The sequence below is a fragment of the Actinoplanes lutulentus genome, from assembly GCF_003259845.1.
GTDB classification, from domain to species: domain Bacteria; phylum Actinomycetota; class Actinomycetes; order Mycobacteriales; family Micromonosporaceae; genus Actinoplanes; species Actinoplanes lutulentus.
Map to the genome: position 1 here is coordinate 452,851 of NZ_QLMJ01000001.1, position 20,067 is coordinate 472,917.

The 20,067-nt window shown below is 69.7% G+C and carries 15 protein-coding genes and 1 pseudogene; 13 read left to right on the forward strand and 3 right to left on the reverse strand.

The annotated features are described in order from the left end of the window. Positions 1-28 precede the first annotated feature (28 nt). Together B0I29_RS01850 and B0I29_RS01855 are read left to right on the forward strand one after the other, a co-directional pair. A complete protein-coding gene (locus B0I29_RS01850) occupies positions 29-553 on the forward strand; it encodes an RNA polymerase sigma factor (protein ID WP_111647027.1) in 525 nt (174 codons plus the stop codon). Continuing rightward, a complete protein-coding gene (locus B0I29_RS01855) occupies positions 550-1,359 on the forward strand; it encodes a hypothetical protein (RefSeq protein WP_146616684.1) in 810 nt (269 codons plus the stop codon). Before B0I29_RS01850 ends, B0I29_RS01855 begins: the two co-directional genes overlap by 4 nt. A gap of 1,045 nt (positions 1,360-2,404) precedes the next feature. Here the strand turns inward: B0I29_RS01855 and B0I29_RS01860 are convergent. Together B0I29_RS01860 and B0I29_RS01865 are read right to left on the reverse strand one after the other, a co-directional pair. Next, entirely contained in the window at positions 2,405-3,115 is a 711-nt protein-coding gene (locus B0I29_RS01860; protein WP_111647331.1) for a class I SAM-dependent DNA methyltransferase, read from the reverse strand. A 47-nt stretch (positions 3,116-3,162) separates the two neighbouring features. After that, positions 3,163-4,626 (reverse strand): hybrid sensor histidine kinase/response regulator, encoded by a 1,464-nt coding sequence (locus tag B0I29_RS01865; RefSeq protein WP_245972129.1) that lies wholly within the window; start codon positions 4,624-4,626, stop codon positions 3,163-3,165. A gap of 169 nt (positions 4,627-4,795) precedes the next feature. Between B0I29_RS01865 and B0I29_RS01870 the strand changes: the two genes are divergently transcribed. The 7 genes and pseudogenes from B0I29_RS01870 to B0I29_RS01900 all read left to right on the forward strand — a co-directional run bounded on the left by B0I29_RS01870 (position 4,796) and on the right by B0I29_RS01900 (position 13,322). Next, a complete protein-coding gene (locus tag B0I29_RS01870) occupies positions 4,796-5,179 on the forward strand; it encodes an HPF/RaiA family ribosome-associated protein (RefSeq protein WP_111647333.1) in 384 nt (127 codons plus the stop codon). 168 nt (positions 5,180-5,347) lie between these two features. After that, positions 5,348-8,026, forward strand: coding sequence for an AAA family ATPase (locus B0I29_RS01875; RefSeq protein WP_181557645.1), 2,679 nt, complete (start codon positions 5,348-5,350; stop codon positions 8,024-8,026). Between the two features lie 44 nt (positions 8,027-8,070). Beyond that, on the forward strand, positions 8,071-10,302 hold the full coding sequence (locus B0I29_RS01880) for an ATP-binding protein (protein ID WP_111647030.1): 2,232 nt from the start codon (positions 8,071-8,073) through the stop codon (positions 10,300-10,302). Between the two features lie 102 nt (positions 10,303-10,404). Continuing rightward, positions 10,405-11,127 (forward strand): annotated as a pseudogene (locus B0I29_RS01885) (alpha/beta fold hydrolase); the annotation flags it as partial. Then, on the forward strand, positions 11,031-12,041 hold the full coding sequence (locus B0I29_RS01890) for an alpha/beta fold hydrolase (protein WP_375790580.1): 1,011 nt from the start codon (positions 11,031-11,033) through the stop codon (positions 12,039-12,041). The pseudogene B0I29_RS01885 and the gene B0I29_RS01890, both read left to right, overlap by 97 nt. Continuing rightward, positions 12,038-12,829 (forward strand): alpha/beta hydrolase, encoded by a 792-nt coding sequence (locus tag B0I29_RS01895; RefSeq protein WP_111647033.1) that lies wholly within the window; start codon positions 12,038-12,040, stop codon positions 12,827-12,829. The genes B0I29_RS01890 and B0I29_RS01895 overlap by 4 nt, the downstream gene beginning before the upstream one ends. Positions 12,830-12,923: 94 nt before the next feature. Next, positions 12,924-13,322: a hypothetical protein gene (locus B0I29_RS01900; RefSeq protein ID WP_111647034.1), complete on the forward strand. Its 399-nt coding sequence runs from the start codon at positions 12,924-12,926 to the stop codon at positions 13,320-13,322. A gap of 301 nt (positions 13,323-13,623) precedes the next feature. On the opposite strand, the gene B0I29_RS01905 is transcribed toward B0I29_RS01900, so the two are convergent. Then, entirely contained in the window at positions 13,624-14,118 is a 495-nt protein-coding gene (locus B0I29_RS01905; protein ID WP_245972131.1) for a CAP domain-containing protein, read from the reverse strand. Between the two features lie 633 nt (positions 14,119-14,751). On the opposite strand from B0I29_RS01905, the gene B0I29_RS01910 reads away from it, so the two are divergent. The 4 genes from B0I29_RS01910 (at position 14,752) to B0I29_RS01925 (ending at position 19,608) form a co-directional block, all read left to right on the forward strand. Next, the gene (locus B0I29_RS01910; RefSeq protein WP_181557646.1) at positions 14,752-16,725 is read left to right on the forward strand and encodes a glycoside hydrolase; all 1,974 of its coding nucleotides are present in this window, start codon (positions 14,752-14,754) and stop codon (positions 16,723-16,725) included. A 31-nt stretch (positions 16,726-16,756) separates the two neighbouring features. Further along, positions 16,757-18,205, forward strand: coding sequence for an MFS transporter (locus B0I29_RS01915; protein ID WP_111647035.1), 1,449 nt, complete (start codon positions 16,757-16,759; stop codon positions 18,203-18,205). 38 nt (positions 18,206-18,243) lie between these two features. Further along, complete coding sequence (locus B0I29_RS01920) at positions 18,244-18,834, forward strand: TetR/AcrR family transcriptional regulator (RefSeq protein ID WP_111647036.1); 591 nt, start codon at positions 18,244-18,246, stop codon at positions 18,832-18,834. 351 nt (positions 18,835-19,185) lie between these two features. Beyond that, entirely contained in the window at positions 19,186-19,608 is a 423-nt protein-coding gene (locus B0I29_RS01925; protein WP_111647336.1) for a CAP domain-containing protein, read from the forward strand. The last annotated feature ends 459 nt before the right edge of the window (positions 19,609-20,067 follow it).

Consider the following 20,067-nt stretch of genomic DNA (forward strand, 5'->3'; position numbering starts at 1 on the left):
TCTCGGCTGTGCCGGACAGGTATCGGGTGTGAGGGACACTGCCGAGGGGCGATTTCGAGCGCTCTACGCCGACGCGTACGCGGATGTGCTGCACTTCGCGCAGCGCCGCGTCGACCATGCTCATGCCGAGGACGTCGTTGCCGACGCCTTCCTGGTGGCCTGGCGCCGTTTCGACGAGGCGCCAGGCCGGGCCGACGATCTGCGGGCGTGGCTGTTCGGGATCGCGCGGAACTGCGTGCTCAACGTGCGGCGTGGCCAGGGGCGGCAGTCGGCTCTGGGTGTCCGGGTGGTTCTCTCCCCCGCTGCTGACCTCGCTTCCTCATGGGATTTCCGGGTCGATCTGGCCGCGGCGTGGGGGCGGCTGAGTGACGGGGAGCAGGAGGCGCTGGCGCTGACCGTCTTCGAGGATCTGTCGTCGGCGCAGGCCGCGCGGGTGCTGGGGATCAGCGCCACGGCTTATCGGCTGCGGTTGTTACGGGCCCGCCGAGCGTTACGCGTGTTGCTGGAGCCGGCCGCGGTGCCCGTCCTGGACCTGAAGGAGAACCTGTCATGAGCCGGCTCGACGCATCACTGCGCACCCTGGACGCGGCCTCGGTTTCGCCGTTGACCATCGCTCAGAGAGAGCGTTCCGAGTCCACGCTGGAGGGAATTCTTGCTTCTGGTTCCGCCGCCTCGTTATCTGTTGCCCGATCTCGGCGGTGGGCTCTTCCGGACTCTCGCTGGCTGAGCCTGGCCGCGGTGGCGGCGGCCGCTGTCGTCACGGTGGCGGTGATCGTCTTTCCCGGTGCGCTCGGTGGCGGCCGCGCTTACGGTTCGTGGACTCCGGTGCCCACCGCGTTGACCGCCAGTGAGATCCAGCTGATCGGCCACGAGTGCCTGGACGGGTTCGAGTCGGGCCGCGGCGGGTTCGACGCGGACCGCGCCCGGGTGGCCCTGGCCGAACGCCGCGGCGAGTTCGCCATGCTGCTCTACCGCATCGAGAACCCGGAGACGTCCGCCTCCTGCCTGGCCCACAACATCCCCGGCAGCGACGACGTCGACGACGTGAAATGGGGCATGACCGGCAGCTCCGGCCCGGCCGAGACCACACCGCCGGGAACGTATTCCCAGGGCGCGATCTCCGACTTCGTCGAGGCCTCGGTCACCGACGGGGCGGTGGGCGAAGGGGTGACCGGCATAACCATCCACGCGTCGAACCTGACGGTCCAGGCATCGGTGACGAACGGCCGCTATGTGGCGTGGTGGCCGGGGCCGGCCTTCAAACAGAACAGCGAGGGCGACCCGGTGCTGCTGAACCTGACCTACGACGTGACCTTGAGCAACGGAACAGTCCTCCCCAACGCCCAGCCCCACCGCTGACCCACCAGGCACAGCACCCAGCCCCACCACTGACCCGGCAGACACAGCACCGGCTGCCGGCAACCGACGCCACCGCTTCCAGCCGGCCGAGTGCACGGCGCCGCCCGCCGCGGACCGCCCGCCGTGCTCCGACGCGCAACCGCCCGTTTGGAGGCCGACCGCCCTCCAGTGGTCACGCGTCATCTAGCAGTCACGGGCCATTGGGTGGTCACGGGCCATCCAACGGTCACACGCCATTTGGCGGTCACGCACCATCCAGCGGTCATGCGTCGTCTTGGTGGTCAGCCGCCGCGAGCTGAGGCGAGCCGTCGCTCGGACACGTAATCCGGGTTCGAATACATGTCCGGACTACGGCTCGCGACCCGGAGCCGTAGTCCAGTCACGTTATGCGGGTCCGATTACATGTCCGAGCTACGGCTCGTGTCCTGCAACCAGCGCTTGACCGCGGCCGGCTCGCGCTCACGGTCGCATTTACACGCTTCACGCGACCACAAGCACAAGCCAAACCCGGCCGGCTCGCGCTCACGGTCGCAACTCCGGCCCCCACGCGACCACAAGCACAAGCCGAACCCAGCCGGCTCGCGCTCACGGTCGCAACTCCGGCCCCCACGCGACCACAAGCACAAGCCGAACCCGGCCGGCTCGCGCTCACGGTCGCAACTCCGGCGCTCGCGCGACCACAAGCACAAGCCGAACCCAGGCGGCTCGCGCTCACGGTCGCAACTCCGGCGCTCGCGCGACCACAAGCACAAGCCGAACCCAGCCGGCTCGCGCTCACGGTCGCAACTCCGGCGCTCGCGCAACCACAAGCACAAGCCGAACCGGGGCGGCTCGCGCTTACGGTCGCCATTCCGGCCCCCACGCGACCACAAGCACAAGCCGAACCCGGCCGGCTCGCGCTTACGGTCGCTACTCCGGCGCTCGCGCGACCACGAGCACGAGCCGGACCGAAGAGGCTCGCGCTTACGGTCACCGGTTCGGCGCTTGCGCGACCACGAGCGCGAGCTGGACCGGGGTGGCTCGGGGTGCGGGGCTTAACGCGTACTCACGGGGTGGATTTTTGGGTTTGGAAGACGAACTCCTGGGTGGGGCGGTCGGGGGCCTCGCGGACGGCTGTGGTGGTGAAGCCGTTCGCGGTCAGGGAGGTCTCCAGCTCGTCGCGGTCGCGGAAGCGCAGGGTTGAGTCGGAGTGGAGGACCTGGCCGTCGATCAGGAACGTGTAGCGGAATGACACCAGCGGAAGCGCTACCTCGGTTACCACGCGGCGGCGCTCGACCACGCCTATGCCCGGGACCTCGCGGATGACGGGACCCGTGTCGACGGCCCACTGTTCCCAGGCTCTGGCTGACGGGCGCCGGGACTCGAAGACCAGGGAGCCGTTGCCGGTCAGGGCGGCGTGGATGTTGGTGAGGACGCCGGTCCACTCGTCGTCGGTGAGGAAGACCTGGGCTACGTTGCCGGTCATCGTGGCCAGGTCGAACTGTCCGCCCGGCGGGATGCTCATCCCCCACGTCACCGTGGAGGACTTGGCCCGGGCCAGGTCGAGGGACGCCCCGGCCGGATCGACTCCGGTCACGTCGCGGCCGGTGGCGGCCAGCAGGACGGCGAAGGTGCCGGTGCCGCATCCGACGTCGAGGACCCGCCGGGCGCCGATCTCGTCCGCGATCCGCAGGTAGGCGTCCAGGTCCTGCCGTCCCTCGTCGAACGCGTCGTAGACCGCCGCCAGCAGCGGGTTGGCGAAGATGGCATCAGGCATACCGGAAACCGTGCCACGCACGGCCACCACCCGCACGACGAGCCTGGTCAGCGCGCCGGCACCAGGGCTTCGCTCACGTTCGCCAGGAGCTCGGCCGCGGTGAACGGTTTGTGCAGGATGCAGGTTTCCGCGGCGATGTCGTACTGGTCGCGGATCTGGCTGTCGCTGTAGCCCGACATGTAGAGGACTGCCAGCTCCGGGCGCTGGGCGCGCAGCTTCGACGCCAGCGCGGGGCCTGACTCGCCGCGCAGGACGACGTCGGCGATCAGCAGGGCTACGTCCTCCAGTTCCAGGCCGGCGATCGTGGCGGGCGAGTCGGCCACCAGGGTGCGGTAACCACTGTTCTCCAGGACCCTCACCACCAGGTCCCGGACGTGCTCCTCGTCCTCGACCACCAGCACGCGCTCACCGTTGCCTACCCGCACCGGCTGATCGGTTGCGGACGTGTCGGCGCACGTCGCCGGCGAGGCCAGCGGCAGCAGGATCCGGAACGTGGTGCCGATGCCCAGCTCCGACTCCACGCTGATGTGGCCGCCCGCGTCGCCGACGATGCCGTACACCGTGGCCAGGCCCAGGCCGGTGCCCTGGTCAACCGGTTTCGTGGTGAAGAACGGTTCGAACAGCCGGTCCCGTACCTCAGGGGTCATCCCGGTGCCGGTGTCGCTCACCGTGAGCCGCGCCCACCGCCCCGGCAGATCCGGAATTTCCGAGATGTCGGTCGAGGCCACCACCACCCCGCCGTCCGGCATCGCGTCCCGCGCGTTGATCACCAGGTTCAGCAGGATCTGGTCGAGCCGGCCACGGTTCGCCCGCACCGGAGTGAGCCCGCCGGACCGCGGCCGGCACTTCAGGCTGATGTTCTCGCCGATCGTGCGGCTCAGCAGTTCCTCGGCGCCGAGGATCACCTCGTTCAGGTCGACGACCTCGACCTGGGTCGGCTCGCGTTTGGCGAACAGCAGCAGCTGGCTGGTCAGCGACCTGGCCCGATCGGCGGCGTCCCGGATGCGCGCGAGGTCGTCCGCGGCCTCGCCGGTGACCTCCTCGGCCACGAAGTCCGCGTAGTTCATGATGATCGCCAGCAGGTTGTTGAAGTCGTGCGCGACCCCGCCGGCCAGCTGGCCGAGACTTTCCAGCCGGGCGGCGCGCGCGGACCGCTCCTGCGTCCGGAGGACATCGGTGATGTCACGCTCGGTGGCGGCCGCCGCGACGACGACACCGTTGCCGTCCCGGATCGGTGAGACGATCACCGACACCACGAACGGGGTGCCGTCCTTGCGTACCCTCGTGGTCTCTTCCATCGTGATCTGCTCGCCGGAGGCGAGCCTGGCGAACGCCAGGCTGAGCCCGTCCGCGGAGCCTTCCGGCAGCAGGTTGATGAGCGGCTTGCCGATCACCTCTTCCGCGGTGTAGCCGTATATCCGCTCGGCACCCGCGTTCCAGGAGGTCACGGTCCCGGACAGATCGCTGGAAATGATCGCGTCAGACGATTGCTCGACGATCGCCGCGAGCATTTCCCGCTGGGAGGGCCGCCGCCTGTGGCGGTGAGCTTGATTCCATCTGATGCCGACAGCGTAAGCCTGTCCCACGTGGGCCAGCCCAATCTTCAGGGAAAGCCTGATTCGAACGCGATCTCCGGGGGTACGAGGATTACGTCCCGTTTCGCCGGATCGAGGAGTTCTGATGACTGCTGTCGCCAACCCGGCCACCATCGAAGAATGCCTGCGCCTGGGCGCCGGTTTCTCGCAGGGTGACCGCAACTGGATCACCGAGCTGTTCAGCACGCTGGACAGCCGGCTCGCCGGATTCCACGCGGACGCCACGGATCTGGAGCTGTCGGTGAAAGAGCGCGGCGGGAAGGGCCAGCACGTTTCGCTGATCTGCCGGATCTCCGGACGCGACGAGATCGTCACGACCTCGTCCGAGGAAGATCTGCACGCCGCCGTCATGGACGCCCGCGACGACCTGCGCCGCAAGCTCAACGACTCGAAGACCAAGCAGGAGCCGCGCCACAACCGCCACCTGCGCGAGGTCCCCACGCCGGACGTGACCGACCTCGAGGTCTGATTCCCGCTGTCCGACGGGCCGCCGGGCGGCGTTTGCCATGCGCACGCTGTCCGAGCGGTCCGTTCCCGGCGTGGACGTGTCGCGCGGTACAACCAAAGCGCGGCACAACCGTAGGGAGGCGTGCGCGGGCCTGACCGTCCGCAAGCGCGGCATCACTAGGATGTGCGGGTGATCCTGGGCCGCCGATCGGAAATCAACGCGCTGGCGACCCTTCTCGACGGCGCGGCTTCCGGCGACGGCGGCGCTCTGGTGCTGCGCGGCGAGGCCGGGATAGGCAAGTCCACGCTGCTCGACCACGCCGCCGAGCAGGCCTCCGCCCGCGGCCTGCGTGTGCTCGGCACCGCCGGGGTCCAGGCCGAGGTGCATATTCCGTACGCGAGCCTGCATCGTCTGCTGCGCGCCGCGCCGGACGTGTCCGGTGCCGCGGTGGAGATCCTCGGATCGCCGGACACCCTGCCGTTCCGTGCCGCATCCGCGCTGCTCGACGTGCTGAGCGCCGACGACACCCCGGTGCTGATCACGGTCGAGGACCTCCAGTGGCTGGACGAGGCGAGCTGGGAGGCTCTCGCGTTCGTCGCGCGGCGCTTGCGCGCCGACCGCGCGGCAATGCTTCTCACCGCGCGCGACGGCCGCGACGTCAACCGCCGGCTTTCCGGTGCGGGACTTCCTGAGGTACGCCTGGAAGCGCTGACCAGGGACGACTCGGCAGCCCTGCTGGAAAGGGCAGCACCGGGGCTGGCCGCTCGCCTGGCGACGCAGGTGCTGCTGGCCGCACGGGGCAACCCGCTCGGCCTGGTGGAGCTGGGTGAGGCGGCGCTGCGTTCCGGCAGCGTGGCGATCCGGCCGAGCCGGCTGCCGCTGAGCGAACGGCTGGAGCGCACCTTCTCCGGCCTGGTCGCCGAGCTGCCGCCGGTGACCCGCTCGCTGCTGCTGGTGGCGACCCTGCACGACGGCGACGACCTGGACGAGATCGTGCGCGCCTGCCGCCTCGTGGAGCCGCGCGCGGTCCGCCACGAGGACATCGACCCGGCCGTGGCGACCCGGCTGGTGCAGATCGACGAGCAGACCCGGGTGCAGTTCCGGCATCCGTTGCTGCGGTCCGCGCTCTACCACTCGGCAACCGCGGTGCAGCGGCGCAAGGCGCACGCGGCGCTGGCCGAGGCCCTCGCCGGTGATCCGGAACGCAGCGTCTGGCATCGGGCCGCCGCCGCTGACGCCCCCGACGAAGCGCTGGCGAGGCAGCTGACCGAGACCGCGTCGCAGGCGAGGCACCGGCACGCCGCCGGCATCGCGCTGATGGCGTTCGAGCAGGCCGCGCGGCTCAGCGAGGATCCCGCGGCCCGTGGCCACCGATTGCTGTCCGCTTCGGAGATGGCCTCCGAGCAGGGCGACAACGTGGCCGTCGGCCGTCTGCTGGGTGAGGTCCGAGCGCACGAGCTGGGCCAGGCCGACCGTGCCGTTTACGATCTGCGGCTGGAGACCTTCCACGGCACCCGCTTCTCCGGCGCCGACTGGCTGACCAGCGTCGCGGACGCGCTCGACACGCTCGCGCAGGCCGGCGAGGTCACCCGGTCCGTGCAGCTGCTCGACACGGTCGCCCTGCGTGTCCACTTCTCGGAGGTCGAGCCGGCCGTCACCGAGCGGCTGTCCACGGCGATCGAGGGCCTGATGGACATCTCGCCGGACCCGCAGTTACCCGGAACGCTGGGGCTGATCGCGCCGATCACCCACGGTGCGATGGTTCGCGGGCGGATCCGGGAGCAGCTGACCGCCGGTGGCAACGAGCCGTACGCCATCTTCCAGCTCGGGCTGGGAGCGTCCGCGATCGGTGACGCCCCGATGGCGTGCGAGCTGCTTGCCGTCGCCGCGGTCGGTTGCCGCGCGCAGGGCCGGCTCGGCGTGCTCTACCGGGCACTCATCTGCCACGCGATGCCGGCGGTGCACACCGGGGATGTGCGTACCGCGCTCGCGCTGCTCCCCGAGGGTGAGGCGCTGGCCCGGGAGATCGGTGAGCCGAACTGGCTGCCGGCGGCCTGGACCGCCGCCGGCACCGCGGAGGCGCTACGCGGCAACGTGACCGCCGCCGAGGAACGTGCCGCCGCCACCGAGGCCGTGCTGCTGCCGTACGGGCGTAACCCGCTGCTCGCCGGAGTGCATCAGATCCGGGGCATCGCGGCGCTCGGCGCGGGACGCCCGGACGAGGCGTTCCGTGAATTGAGCCGGGTCTTCGATCCGGCCGATCACTCGTACCACCTGTACACCGGCTTCTACCTGGTGGCGCACCTGGCCGAGGCTGCGGCCGGCAGCGGCTCGCTGGCACCGCTGCGCCGGCTGGTCGAGCGGCTGGCACCGGTCGGCGAGCAGTCCCAGGCGCCGGCGCTGATGGCCGGTCTCGGGTACGCGCGAGCGGTGCTGGAGGACAGCGCCGAAGGCTGGGAGAAAGCGGTCGGCGAGGACCTGCCGGGCTGGCCGTTCGAGCAGGCGCGCCGCCGGCACGCGTACGGGTCGTGGCTGCGCCGCCGCCGCAAACCGGCCGAGTCGCGGCCGTTGCTGCGTGCCGCGGCCGCCACGTTCGACGCGCTCGGCGCCACGGCCTGGGCCGAACGGTCCCGGGCCGAGCTGCGTGCCTCCGGCGAATCGCTGCGCAAACCCGCCGAGACCGCCGCCGAGCTCACTCCACAGGAGACGCAGATCGCCCGGCTGGCCGCCGAGGGGCTGAGCAACCGGGACATCGCGGAGCGGCTGTTCCTGTCGCCGCGTACGGTCACCACGCATCTGTCCCGGGTCTACCCGAAACTGGGCATCCGGTCGCGCGGCGAACTGGCCCGGGCACTGCGGATTACATAGTTCTACGTACGCGAGCAGCGGGTCGTGACTCGTAGGTTCGATGCATGCCTTTAGGTGATCGCCTTCGCGAGCTTCGGCGGAGCGCCGGGCTGACGATGGAGCAGCTGTCCGAGTCGTCCGGGGTCAGTGTGCGTGCCATCAGCGACATGGAGCGCGGTCATATCCGGGCGCCTCAGCCGCGTACCCTCGCCGCTCTCGCCGGAGCGCTCAGGGTGACCGGCGCGGAGCAGTCGCGGCTGGAGGAGGACGCCCGGGCGCTGCGGATGCACACCGCCGGCGAGCGGCCCCGGCTCTGCGAGCCGCCGCGGCCGGTCGCCGACTTCGTGGGACGCGCCGCCGAGCTCGATCTGGTCCGTCAGGCTGCCATCTTGGGTACGCCCAACGGCCCGGTACCGGTCGTGGTCGTGCACGGGCAACCCGGCATCGGCAAGACCGCGTTCGCCGTCCGGGTGACCGAGATGCTGCGCGAGCAGTTCCCGGACGGCTGTCTCTACGTGGATCTACGCGGTGTCGACGAGGACCCGCCGACCGCCGGGGAGGCCGCGACCAAGCTGCTGAAAGCCCTCGACGTGAACCCGCGCCGGATCGGCTCCACCGACGACGAGCGGTGCAGCCAGCTGCGGGCGACCCTGCGCGACCGGCGATGCCTTCTGGTGCTCGACAACGCGGCGGACGAGGCGCAGGTCCGGCCGCTGCTGCCCGGTGCCGGCGCCGGGCTGGTCGTGGTGACCAGCCGGCGGCTGCTCGGCGGGCTGGAGGGTGTGCTGCGCACCGCGCTGGCCCCGCTCGACCTGGCCGAGTCGGCCGCGCTGCTGCGGGCGATCGCCGGGCAGGCCGGCGACCCGGCGTCGGCCGGTGACGTCGACGCGGTGTCCCGGCTCTGCGGTCATCTGCCGCTGGCCCTGCGGATCGCCGGCACCCGGCTGGCGAACCGGCCGGGCTGGACGGTCGGCTCTCTGGTGGCCCGGCTCGCCGACGCCGACCGGCGGCTCGCGAACCTGCACACCGGCGACACCGGGGTGGCGGCCGCGTTCGCGCTGTCGCACGCGCAGCTCTCCGGCGAGGGACGGGCGCTGTTCCGGCGGCTCGCGCACGTGCCCGGCGCCGATTTCGCGGCGCCGCTGGCCGCGGTGCTGACCGGCTCGGATCCGGACGACGCGTCGGACCGTCTCGACGAACTGGTCGAGCTGGGACTGCTCCAGCACGAGGGTTCCGATCGCTACCGGTTCCACGACCTGATCCGGCTCTTCGCCACGGAACGGCTGCGAGCCGAGGAGCCGGCCGGGGCCCGGGCGGCTACGCGTACCCGGATGGTCCGCTGGCTGCTGGAGACGACGATCGTGGCCGGCCGGTGGTTCGAGCCCGGGTACGGCGCGCTGCCGGACGGCTGGACCGGCACGGTACCGCTCGCCACCCTGGAAGAGGCGGGCGGCTGGCTGCAGGCCGAGGCCGCGAACTGGCTGGGCGCGCTGCGGCTGGTGACCGAGGATCACCTCGTCGTGGACGTCGCCGAGGCCCTGCACTGGTTCTCCGACACGATGGTCACCTGGCCCGGCTGGTACGAGGTCTACGGCCGGTCCCGGGACGCCGCCGCCCGGCTGCCCGACCGGCGGCTCGCCGCGGTCCACCTCAACTACTTCTCCTGGGCGGCCACCGCCTGCGTCCGCCGGCTCGACGAGGGCTTACGGGCGGCTCTTGACGCGCGCCGACTCGCCGTGGAGATCGGTGACATCAAGGAGGAGGCGTGGGCGCTGCAGTACGCGGCCATGGCCTGGCGGTTCAGCGACCGTCTCGAGGAGGCCCTGGAGGCGTACCGGCAGGCGCAGCGGCTCGCCGACCGGGTCGGTGACCACGACGGTTACATCCAGCTGTTCCAGGGCATCGGGCTGACGCTGCTGGCGCTGGGCCGGCACGCCGAAGCACTCGCCGAGTTCCGGTCGACGCTGCGGGAGGTCGCGGTACGCCCGGTGTCGCCCCGCCCCGCGATGAATGCCACCCTCGTCGCCCGGACGTCAGCCGCGCAGGCCTTCGTCGAGATGGGCCGCTGGGAGGAGGCGATCGTCGAGGCGGAGCGGGCGATGCCGCTCGCTGTCGCGTACGGGGAACCGGGCGCCCTCGGTCACGTGCACCTCGCACTCGGCATGGCCCGGGCCGGCCTGGGCAGGGCCGCCGAGGCACGGGGTGAGCTGAATCGGGCGCTGGAGCTTTTCGAGAGCGTCGCGCACGAGCATGTGACCGGCAAGGTGCGGTCCGCCCTGGCGTCGCTGACACGCTGAAATGAAGTCCTGCCGGTCGTCCTGCATGGCCTGTCGAGGGCGGTGTTGGTTGGCTCGGAGTGCGGCCAGTTCGGTCGTACCCATGAAAGGTCTTTGATCTTTATGTCTTCTCCCGTTTCCCGCAGAGTCGTTCTCGCAGGCACCGCTGCCGCTGCCGCCGTGGCAGCGACCGGCGTCCCCGCCGCCGCACAGGCTGCCGGCCTTCATGGCAAAGGTCCGAAGCCCACGATCGTCCTGGTGCACGGCGCGTTCGCGGACGCCGCCGGATGGTCCGATGTGATCAAGCGGCTGACCGGCGAGGGCTACACCGTGTTCGCGCCGGCCAACCCGCTGCGGGGCGTCGCCTCCGACGCGGCCTACATCGCGTCGTTCCTCGCCACCATCACCGGGCCGATCGTGCTGGTCGGGCACTCGTACGGCGGCTTCGTGATCACCAACGCGGCGACCGGCAACCCGAACGTGAAGGCGCTCGTCTACATCGCGGCGTTCGCGCCGGACGCCGGCGAGGACGTGGGCCACCTGACCGCCCAGTTCCCCGGCAGCCTGCTCGACCCGGCCACCTCGATCGACTTCCGGCCGTGGGCCGGTGGGTACGACGGATACGTCAAGAAGGACGTGTTCCGCACCGTCTTCGCCGGTGACCTGCCGCGCTCGACGACCGACGTGCTGTGGGCGACCCAGCGGCCCGGCGACGCCTCCACCCTGCAGTCGCCGTCCGGCGCGCCCGCGTGGCAGACGATCCCGTCGTTCTTCCTGGTCGCGAGCCAGGACAACCTGATCCCGCCGGCGTTGCAGCGGTTCATGGCCCAGCGCGCCGGCTCGCACACCGTCGAGGTGAAGGCGTCGCACGTCGCGATGATCTCCCAGCCTCGCGCCGCCGCCGATCTGATCCGGAAGGCCGCCCGATGAGCTTCGTGACCACCTCCGACGGTACGGACATCTTCTACAAGGACTGGGGCGCCGGCCGGCCCGTCGTGCTCAGCCACGGCTGGCCGCTGAACTCGGACAGCTGGGAGGCGCAGCAGCTCTTCCTGGCTGACAACGGGTACCGGGTCATCGCGCACGACCGGCGCGGCCATGGTCGTTCCACGCAGACGTGGCACGGCAACGAGATGGACACGTACGCGGACGATCTTGCTGTTCTCCTGGACTCGCTCGACCTTCGAGAGGTCACGCTCGTCGGCTTCTCCACCGGTGGCGGCGAGATCAGCCGGTACATCGGCCGGCACGGCACCTCACGGGTCGCGCAGGCCGTGCTCGTCTCGGCGGTGCCGCCGCTGATGGTGCTCCGCGACGACAACCCGGGCGGTGTGCCGCTGTCCGTTTTCGACGGCATCCGGGCCGGGTCGCTCGCTGACCGGTCGCAGCTCTACAAGGACCTGGCCGACGGGCCGTTCTTCGGCAACAACCGCGAGGGCACCTCGGTCGCGCAGGGCATCCGGGACGCGTTCTGGCTGCAGTCGATGGCGGCCGGGCACCGCAACGCGTACGAGTCGATCGCCGCGTTCTCGGCCACCGATTTCCGTGACGACCTCGCTGCCTTCGATGTGCCGACGCTCGTGATCCACGGCGACGACGACCAGGTCGTGCCGTTCGAGGTGGGCGGCAGAGCGTCGGCGGCGTTGATCAAGGACGCTGCGCTGATCGTCTATCCCGGCGCGCCGCACGGCATCACCGACACCCACAAGGAGCAGCTCGGCAACGACCTGCTCACCTTCCTGAACGGATACGCCGCATGAGCACGATCGTTCTGATCCACGGTCTCTGGGTCACGCCCCGTAGCTGGGAGCAGTGGATTCCCTATCTGCGGGCTCAGGGGCACACGGTGATCGCGCCGGCGTACCCGGGTTTTGAGGTCGAGGTGGAGGCGCTGCGGGCGGACCCGTCGGTGATCGCCTCGTTGACGGTGCCGGAGACGGTGGCGCATCTTGAGAGCGTTATCGCTGATCTGCCGGAGAAGCCGATCCTCATCGGGCACTCCTTCGGCGGCACGCTCACCCAGCTGCTGCTCGACCGCGGGCACGGCGCGGCCGGTGTCGTCATCGACTCGGCGCCGCCGGAAGGCATCCGGGTCACCCCGCCGTCGCAGCTCAAGTCGCTCTTCCCGATCCTGAACAACCCGGCGAAGCGGCACGAGGCAGCCGGTTTCACCGCGGAGCAGTTCCACTACGCCTTCACCAACACGCTTCCCGAGGACGCGGCGCTGGAGGCGTACGAGCGTTACGCCATCCCGGCACCCGGAAGCTGGGTCTGGACCTACGGCCTGATCGCCAACTTCAAGCCGGGCAAGCAGGAGACCTGGGTCGACTATCACAACGCCGGCCGGGCGCCGCTGCTGTTCATCGGCGGCGGCAAGGACCACATCATGCCGCCCGCGGTGAACAAGTCGAACGCCAGCCATTACAAGGCGCCGGGCACGATCACCGAGTACCACGAGTTCCCGGACCGCTCACACTGGACCTGCGGTGAGCCGGGCTGGGAAGCGGTCGCCGATTACGCCGTCGAATGGGCACTCAAGCACGCCTGACCTGCGAGGGTGGCGCCTCCGGGCGCCACCCCTGTTTCTGCGAAGATCCCCATGGGTACGCTCCCAAGCAACTTCACCCGGGAGGATCCGCACCGTGATCGCGCTGCTGCTCGACATCGCCAACATCCTGGGCGGGCTGCTGCTCGCGGTGCCGCTGTTCCGCGGCCTGCCGAACGTCGGCGACCCGATCGGCCGGTTCACCGACAAGATCGCGCCGTGGGCATGGCTGGTCGGCCTGCTGGCTCTGATCACCGGCGGCTATTACCTGATCGTGCACCTGTTCTCCGGCCCGCACGTCTTCCACTTCGAGGTGGTCGGCATCGCGGTCGGTGTGATCCTGCTCTGGGACCGGCTGACCGGCCGCCGCGCGCTGACCGTCGGCGGCGAGAACCCGGGCGGACAGGGCGTGCTGTCCGGCCGGGCTCTGCTGCTCGCCATTTTCGGGGTGATCGCGATCATCGTCGGCCTGCAGGGGTTGTTCACCCCGAACTAGGGTTTTTATCCTGGGTTGTCGGAGCTGCGCGTTAGGCGTTGGTCCTCCCGGCGCAGGCTGCGCGCGGCGTCTTCCCGGGACGAGCGGTAACGAGAGACGCGCTGCTTGGGGTTCCGGTTGAACCCGGGCACGAAGAACGAGGCTACGTCCTGCCAGTGCTGCATGATCTTGCTCCTGTCGCGAAATGCCGGATGGCGGCATTCACGCTCCCTCAAGACATCCAAGCCTGGCGATCGATTTTCCCGGCATGAGGGATCCGCCGTCACCGAATCTCGGCGACCCGGACACGGCGATGGGTCTTTCAGTAACCGAAGTCCTGGGTGTAGTACGGGGTGCCGTTGGCGGAGTACACGGCGCCGACGCCGACGGTCTTGGACTTGCAGTTGAGGATGTTGGTGCGGTGGCCCGGGCTCTTCATCCAGCCGTTGACGACCTGGGCGGCGGTGCGGTAGCCGTAGGCGACGTTCTCCGCCGACGGGTTGGCGAAGCCGGCGGCCTTGGCGCGGGCGACGAAGTTCGAGTTGCCACGCCCGGTGTGCGAGAACTTCCCGGTCTGGGCCATGAACGCGCTGTGGCCGCGGGCGGCGACGGTCAGCTTGGCGTCGACCTTCAGCGCTGCGCAGCCGTTCGACGTGCGCTGGACGTTGATGAGGCGGTTGATCTCGGTCTGCAGGGTGGTCTCGCTGGTCTTCGCCGGTGCTGCCTGGGAGGGGCTGGCGGTCATCGTGGCGAGGCCGAGGGCGGCCGGGGCGATGAGGGCAGCGGCCAGGGCGAAGCGGCGAAGAACGTTGCGCAAGAGGTCCCTTTCGGCAGGTCAATGTTGCTTGCGCTGTTCTCTTCGGCCCTACCGCCGCCCACTGGATTAGCGACCCGGAGCGCATCGGTCACCGTCCGGTTGCCGGAAACCCCCGGCTTAACGCCAGGGTCGCCGCCAGCGACAGCCGGCCGCCCTGGCGTTAAGCCGGAATCGACCGGCTGCACGTCCTGGTCGCCGTGGGCGACAGCTAGGAGCCGTAACGTTAAGCCGCGATCGAGCTGAACGCCACGTTCGCCACCAGCGACAGCCGGCAGCCCTGGCGTTAAGCCGGAAACCGGGCCGTACACCACGGTCGCCGCCCACGACAGCCGGAAGCCGTGGTGTGCAGCCGCCCGGGGCCGACTGCCCCTGAGCTGGCGCACCGGCGCTACGCCATCCGCCTCCGCACAGCGCTGAAAACCGGCCGGACCGGCTGGCGCACAGAGGCATGGCCGACACCGCAGGTCCAGCCGCATCTCATCGCCGGGCTCCGGGCGTCGCGACCACGACCAGGACCACGACCCAGCCCCGCCCAGGGTGAGTGAGCCCCCCTCCTTGACATCGACACTCACCCATGCGAGAACTGGTTTCCACCGTGTGATGTTTACGTAAACAGACCACGAAAGGACGCCCATGTTCGTCCGCACCGGTTCCGTCGCCGTCCTCGCTGCGATGACCCTTGCCCCGCTCCCCGCCCCGCCGGCCGCCGCGGCCACCGTGACCGTCACCATCGACCCCTCGTACCAGCAGCCCGCCTTTCAGGGCTGGGGCACCAGCCTCGCCTGGTTCGCCGAAGCGACCGGCGGTTACCCCGACGCCGTCCGGAACCGCCTCGTCGATCTGCTCTTCGGCGCGGACGGGCTCGACCTCAACATCGCCCGCTTCAACATCGGCGGCGGGAACGCGCCGACCGTGACCGATTACCTGCGGCCCGGCGGTGCGGTGCCCGGTTTCTGGCGGGCGCCACAGCAGTACGGCCCCACCGACAAGGACTGGTGGAACCCGGACGACCCGGCCCACTGGAACTTCGACGCCGACCCGAATCAGCGCTGGTGGGTCGACCAGATCAAGGACGAGGTCACGCGCTGGGAGGCGTTCAGCAACTCGCCCCCGTGGTTCCAGACGGTCAGCGGATACGTCAGCGGCGGCTTCGACGCGAACGCTGATCAGATCCGGACAGACCAGCTGGACGAGTTCGCCACGTACCTGACCCGGGTCACCGAGCGGCTCGAGGACGCGCACGGGATCGAGTTCGACACGATCGATCCGCTGAACGAGCCGAACACCAACTACTGGCGTACGACGCTCGGCGCGAACGGCACGCCGACCGGCGGCCGCCAGGAGGGCGCGCACGCCGGCCCGGCCCTGCAGGCGGCGGTGATCCAGGCGCTTGACCAAGAACTGAAACAGGCCACGACGAAGGCGAAAGTCTCAGCGCCGGACGAGACGAACCCGGGAATCTTCCTCCAGGACTGGTACGGATACCCGCAAGCCGCCCAGAACGCGGTGGCTCAGCTCAACGTCCACACCTACGGCACCGGCCAGCGAACGGCGGCCCGCGACACGGCGAAGGCCGAACAGCGACCGCTGTGGATGAGCGAGGTCGAGGGCAGCTGGGGCAACGACTTCACCAGCATGAACTCCGGCCTCGGCATGGCTCAGCGGATCATCGACGACTTCCGTGAGCTGGAGCCGTCGGCCTGGGTGCTGTGGCAGCCGGTCGAGGACGCGAAGAACATGGTCGCCGAGGGCAATCTCCAGTGGGGCTCGATCCACGTGCCGTTCGACTGCACGAAAACGGACACGCTCACGACCTGCCCGATCAGGACGAACACCAAATTCGACACGATCAGGAACTTCACCCACTACATCAAACCCGGCGATCGGGTGGTCAAGGTAAATGACACCGCCACCCTGGCTGCCATGAAGAACGACGGCACTGGAGTAACGGTCGTCCACAGCAACCCGACGACCCAGCCGAGAACCGTCACACTAGATCTTACTAAATCTCGAAATGTCGGACAAAAGGCCAGCGTCACACCGGTGATCACCAGCGCGGCAGGCAAGTTGATCAAACAGAGGCCCACGGCGGTGAAGGGCAAGAAAGCAACCATCACCGTCCCCGCCGAATCGGTCACCACCTTCCTGATCAGTGGCGTCGCTCAATCGGCTACAAGCCACTTCAGCGCCGGTTCCGCGTACCGTCTCCAAGGGGTTCAAAGCGGCCGCAGCCTCGCGCCTGCCGGCGGCAAAGCCGCCATCCGGACCACCGATGGTTCGTCGATCGAGCAGCGTTGGACGTTCGCAGCGATCGGAAACGGCCTGAGCAGCCAGGAGCGCTACGTCGTCAGCAATGCCGCGACCGGGCAGCGGCTGGCGGTGCGCAACGGAGCGGTGGTGGTCGAGGCCGCCGGCACCAGGGATGACGGCGCGTTGTGGACGCTGTCGACGACCGGCGACGGCACCTACACGCTGATCAACGTGGCGGCGCGGCGGCTGCTCGACGTGCCGGGTGAGGCGACCGCCGATGGGACCGCTGTCGGATTGTGGCAACCGACCTCGGGCGGCAACCAACGATGGGCAGTGATCGCCACGACAACCCCGTGAAACTTTACCGACTGGTCGGTACAGTACCGGCATGAGTCAGACGGTCACGGTCAAGAACCACCGCTGGGCGGCCCTCGGGGTGCTGTCCGCGGCGGTCCTGCTCCTCTCGATCGACGGGACGGTGCTCGCGCTGGCGGTGCCGTCCCTGACCGAGAGCCTCTCCCCCACCGCTGAGCAGGTCATCTGGATCGGCGACATCTACTCGCTCGCGCTGGCCGGCCTGCTCGCGCTGATGGGCAACCTCGCCGACCGGATCGGCCGCAAGCGCATCCTGCTCGCCGGATCGGTGCTGTTCGGCGTGGTCTCGCTGCTCGCGGCGTTCGCCACCAGCGCGGAAGAGCTGATCGTCGCCCGCCTCCTGCTCGGCGTCGCCGGCGCCACCCTGATGCCGTCGACGCTCTCGCTGATCCGCAACCTCTTCCCCGACGACGCCGAGCGCACCCGGGCCATCGCCGTCTGGTCGGCCGCGTTCGGCGCCGGTTCAGCGGCCGGTCCGATGGTCGGCGGATTCCTGCTCGAACACTTCTGGTGGGGCTCGGTCTTCCTGATCAACGTGCCGGTCATGATCGTCGTGGTGGTCTCCGGGATCTTCCTTCTCCCCGAGTCGCGCGACCCCTCACCGGGCCGTTTCGACTGGCCGTCCGCTTTCCTCTCGATGCTCGCGGTGGTGCCGATTGTCTTCGCGATCACGCACATCGCCGCGTGGCCGCTCGCTCTGGTCGGCCTGCTGGCCGGCTGGCTCTTCGTCCGCCGCCAGCGCCGCCTGCCCAACCCGATGCTCGACGTCGACCTGTTCCGCAGCCCGGCCTTCTCCGGCGCGGTCGCCGCCAACGTCATTTCCATCTTCGGCCTGGTCGGCCTGCTCTTCTTCTTCTCGCAATACCTCCAGTTCGTCCGCGGCTTCACCCCTCTGCAAGCCGGCCTGGCCGAACTCCCCGCCACCATCGCATCGATGGTCGTGGTCGCCCTCGTCGGCGTCGCCATCACCCGCCTGGGTCGCGGCCACGCCATCGCCGCCTCACTCGCGGTCGCTGCCGCGGGTCTCGCTCTGGTCGCGCCTGCGGCGAGCCAGCCTTGGTACGGGTGGTTAGCGCTCTGTCTTGTTCCGGTCGGCCTCGGGGTCGGCCTGTCGATGACTCTGGCCGGCGACGCGATCATCTCGGCCGCGCCGCCCCGGAAAGCGGGCTCCGTGTCAGCGGTGACCGAGACGGCGAACGAGCTCGGCGTCGTACTCGGCATCGCGGTGCTGGGTTCGCTGCTGACCTCGGTCTACCGGTCGACGCTGGGCCTGCCGTCGTCGGCGCCGGCCTCGGACTCGCTCGGCTCGGCGCTGCGGGTGCTGGATCCGGTCCGCGACGCCACGCTGATCCAGTCCGCGAAGGACGCCTTTCTGTACGCGATGCAGACCACGTCACTGGTGGCAGCCGCCCTGATGTTCGTGGCGGCCGTGGTCGCGTGGCGGTTGATCCCGTCCCGTTAGGCTCTGGGTTGTCGTTCTTGAACGTTGGGTGGGGACAAATGGGACGAACCGCAGGCCGGTCACCCGAGGACACCCGGCGTGCGCTGCTGGAGTCAGCGGGCGAGGTCATCCGCACCCGCGGCCTGAACGCCTCGCTGGACGACATCGCCCGCCACGCCGGAGTGTCCAAGGGCGGCCTGATCTACCACTTCGCCAGCAAGGAAGACCTCCTGCTGGAGCTGGCCCGAAGCCTGCTCGCCGCCTTCCACACCGACATCGAAAGCCGCCTGGACCCGGCTGACGTATCGGCGGGGCGGTTCACCAGGGCCTATGTCCGCGCCCTGCTCGCGCCACCGTCCGACGAGGCGGCGCTGCGGCGCTCGATCGCCCTGATCAGCCAGCTGTCGACAGTCCCGGCAGTGGCCTCCCTGGTCGACGCCGACACGGCCGCCCTGACCGCCGAGCTGGAGGCGGACGGGTTACCGCTGGACGTGATGACCCTGGTGACCTCAGCAGCGGACGGGGTGAGCAGCGCGCCGCTGTGGGGCGGTTCGGTTCACGGCCCGGAGTACCGAGAGCTGGAGAACCGCCTGATCCAGCTGACCCACCAGCCATCCCTGTGGCAATCCCTCCCCTGGCCCCCGGCTTAACCCCAAAGCCCCCAGCTGTCACGTATGGCGACCGTGACGTTCAGCCAGTCCCCGGCTGTACACCACGGTCCCCGGCTGTCACCCACGGCGACCGTGGTGTTCAGCCAGTCCCCGGCTTAACACCACGGCTGCCGGCTGTCGCTGGCGGTGACCCTGGCGTTAAGCCGGGATTTCTGGCAACCGGACGGCGACCGATGCGCTCCGGGCCGCTAATCCAGTCCGCCCCGGCAGGGCCGAAAAGAACAGTGCAAGCAACGAACACCTGCCGAAAGGGACCTCTTGCGCAACGTTCTTCGCCGCTTCGCCCTGGCCGCTGCCCTCATCGCCCCGGCCGCCCTCGGCCTCGCCACGATGTCTGCCAGCCCCGCCCAGGCAGCACCGGCGAAGACCAGCGAGACCGTCCTGCAGACCGAGATCAACCGCCTCATCAACGTGCAGCGCACCTCTCACGGCTGCGCGGCGCTGAAGGTGGACGCCAAGCTGACCGTTGCCGCTCGTGGGCACAGCGCGTTCATGGCCCAGACCGGGAAGTTCTCGCACACCGGCCGCGGCAACTCCAACTTCGTCGCCCGCGCCAAGGCCGCCGGCTTCGCCAACCCGTCGGCCGAGAACGTCGCCTACGGCTACCGCACCGCCGCCCAGGTCGTCAACGGCTGGATGAAGTCACCGGGCCACCGCACCAACATCCTGAACTGCAAGTCCAAGACGGTCGGCGTCGGCGCGGTCTACTCCGCCAACGGCACCCCGTACTACACCCAGGACTTCGGCTACTGACGCTTATTGACCCCCTGCAAGACCAGCGATGCCCCAGCCGATCCCCCTGCGGCTGGGGCATCGCCGCGTCCCGAACCCACCAACATCGCGAGAAAGCACAAGGCCTGAACGAAACAGCCCCGAAACGATCAATCCAGCTGGCCGTCACTGCCGCCCCAACCCGCGCGAGCCAGCACTGACCCCGCTGTCCAATTGAGGTGGCCGCTCACCGAGAGCTGCGCGACATCGAACGGTGGCCGAGCGCGTCCTGTCGCCGTAGGTCTCGTGCCGGCGCGGGCGAGCCGTAGCTCAGATAGGTCATCGGGGCGGATGACCTATCTGAGCTACGGCTCGCGTCCAGCAATCGGCTCGTTCCAGCGGCTGTCTCGCCCCAGCAGCCGGGTCCGGCCCGCTCGGCGGGGCCCGGCGTGTCTGCGTTGTTGCCGCGGATCTTGAGTGATTCCGCACCCTCTGCTGTAG

What these genes read in the sequence shown, in the direction of transcription:
- B0I29_RS01925 (WP_111647336.1), top strand. Translation starts at nt 19,186, where the DNA reads ATGTCTGCCAGCCCCGCCCAGGCAGCACCGGCGAAGACCAGCGAGACC.
- B0I29_RS01860 (WP_111647331.1), bottom strand. Translation starts at nt 3,115, where the DNA reads ATGCCTGATGCCATCTTCGCCAACCCGCTGCTGGCGGCGGTCTACGAC.
- B0I29_RS01855 (WP_146616684.1), top strand. Translation starts at nt 550, where the DNA reads ATGAGCCGGCTCGACGCATCACTGCGCACCCTGGACGCGGCCTCGGTT.
- B0I29_RS01895 (WP_111647033.1), top strand. Translation starts at nt 12,038, where the DNA reads ATGAGCACGATCGTTCTGATCCACGGTCTCTGGGTCACGCCCCGTAGC.
- B0I29_RS01870 (WP_111647333.1), top strand. Translation starts at nt 4,796, where the DNA reads ATGACTGCTGTCGCCAACCCGGCCACCATCGAAGAATGCCTGCGCCTG.
- B0I29_RS01910 (WP_181557646.1), top strand. Translation starts at nt 14,752, where the DNA reads ATGTTCGTCCGCACCGGTTCCGTCGCCGTCCTCGCTGCGATGACCCTT.
- B0I29_RS01920 (WP_111647036.1), top strand. Translation starts at nt 18,244, where the DNA reads ATGGGACGAACCGCAGGCCGGTCACCCGAGGACACCCGGCGTGCGCTG.
- B0I29_RS01915 (WP_111647035.1), top strand. Translation starts at nt 16,757, where the DNA reads ATGAGTCAGACGGTCACGGTCAAGAACCACCGCTGGGCGGCCCTCGGG.
- B0I29_RS01865 (WP_245972129.1), bottom strand. Translation starts at nt 4,626, where the DNA reads ATGCTCGCGGCGATCGTCGAGCAATCGTCTGACGCGATCATTTCCAGC.
- B0I29_RS01880 (WP_111647030.1), top strand. Translation starts at nt 8,071, where the DNA reads ATGCCTTTAGGTGATCGCCTTCGCGAGCTTCGGCGGAGCGCCGGGCTG.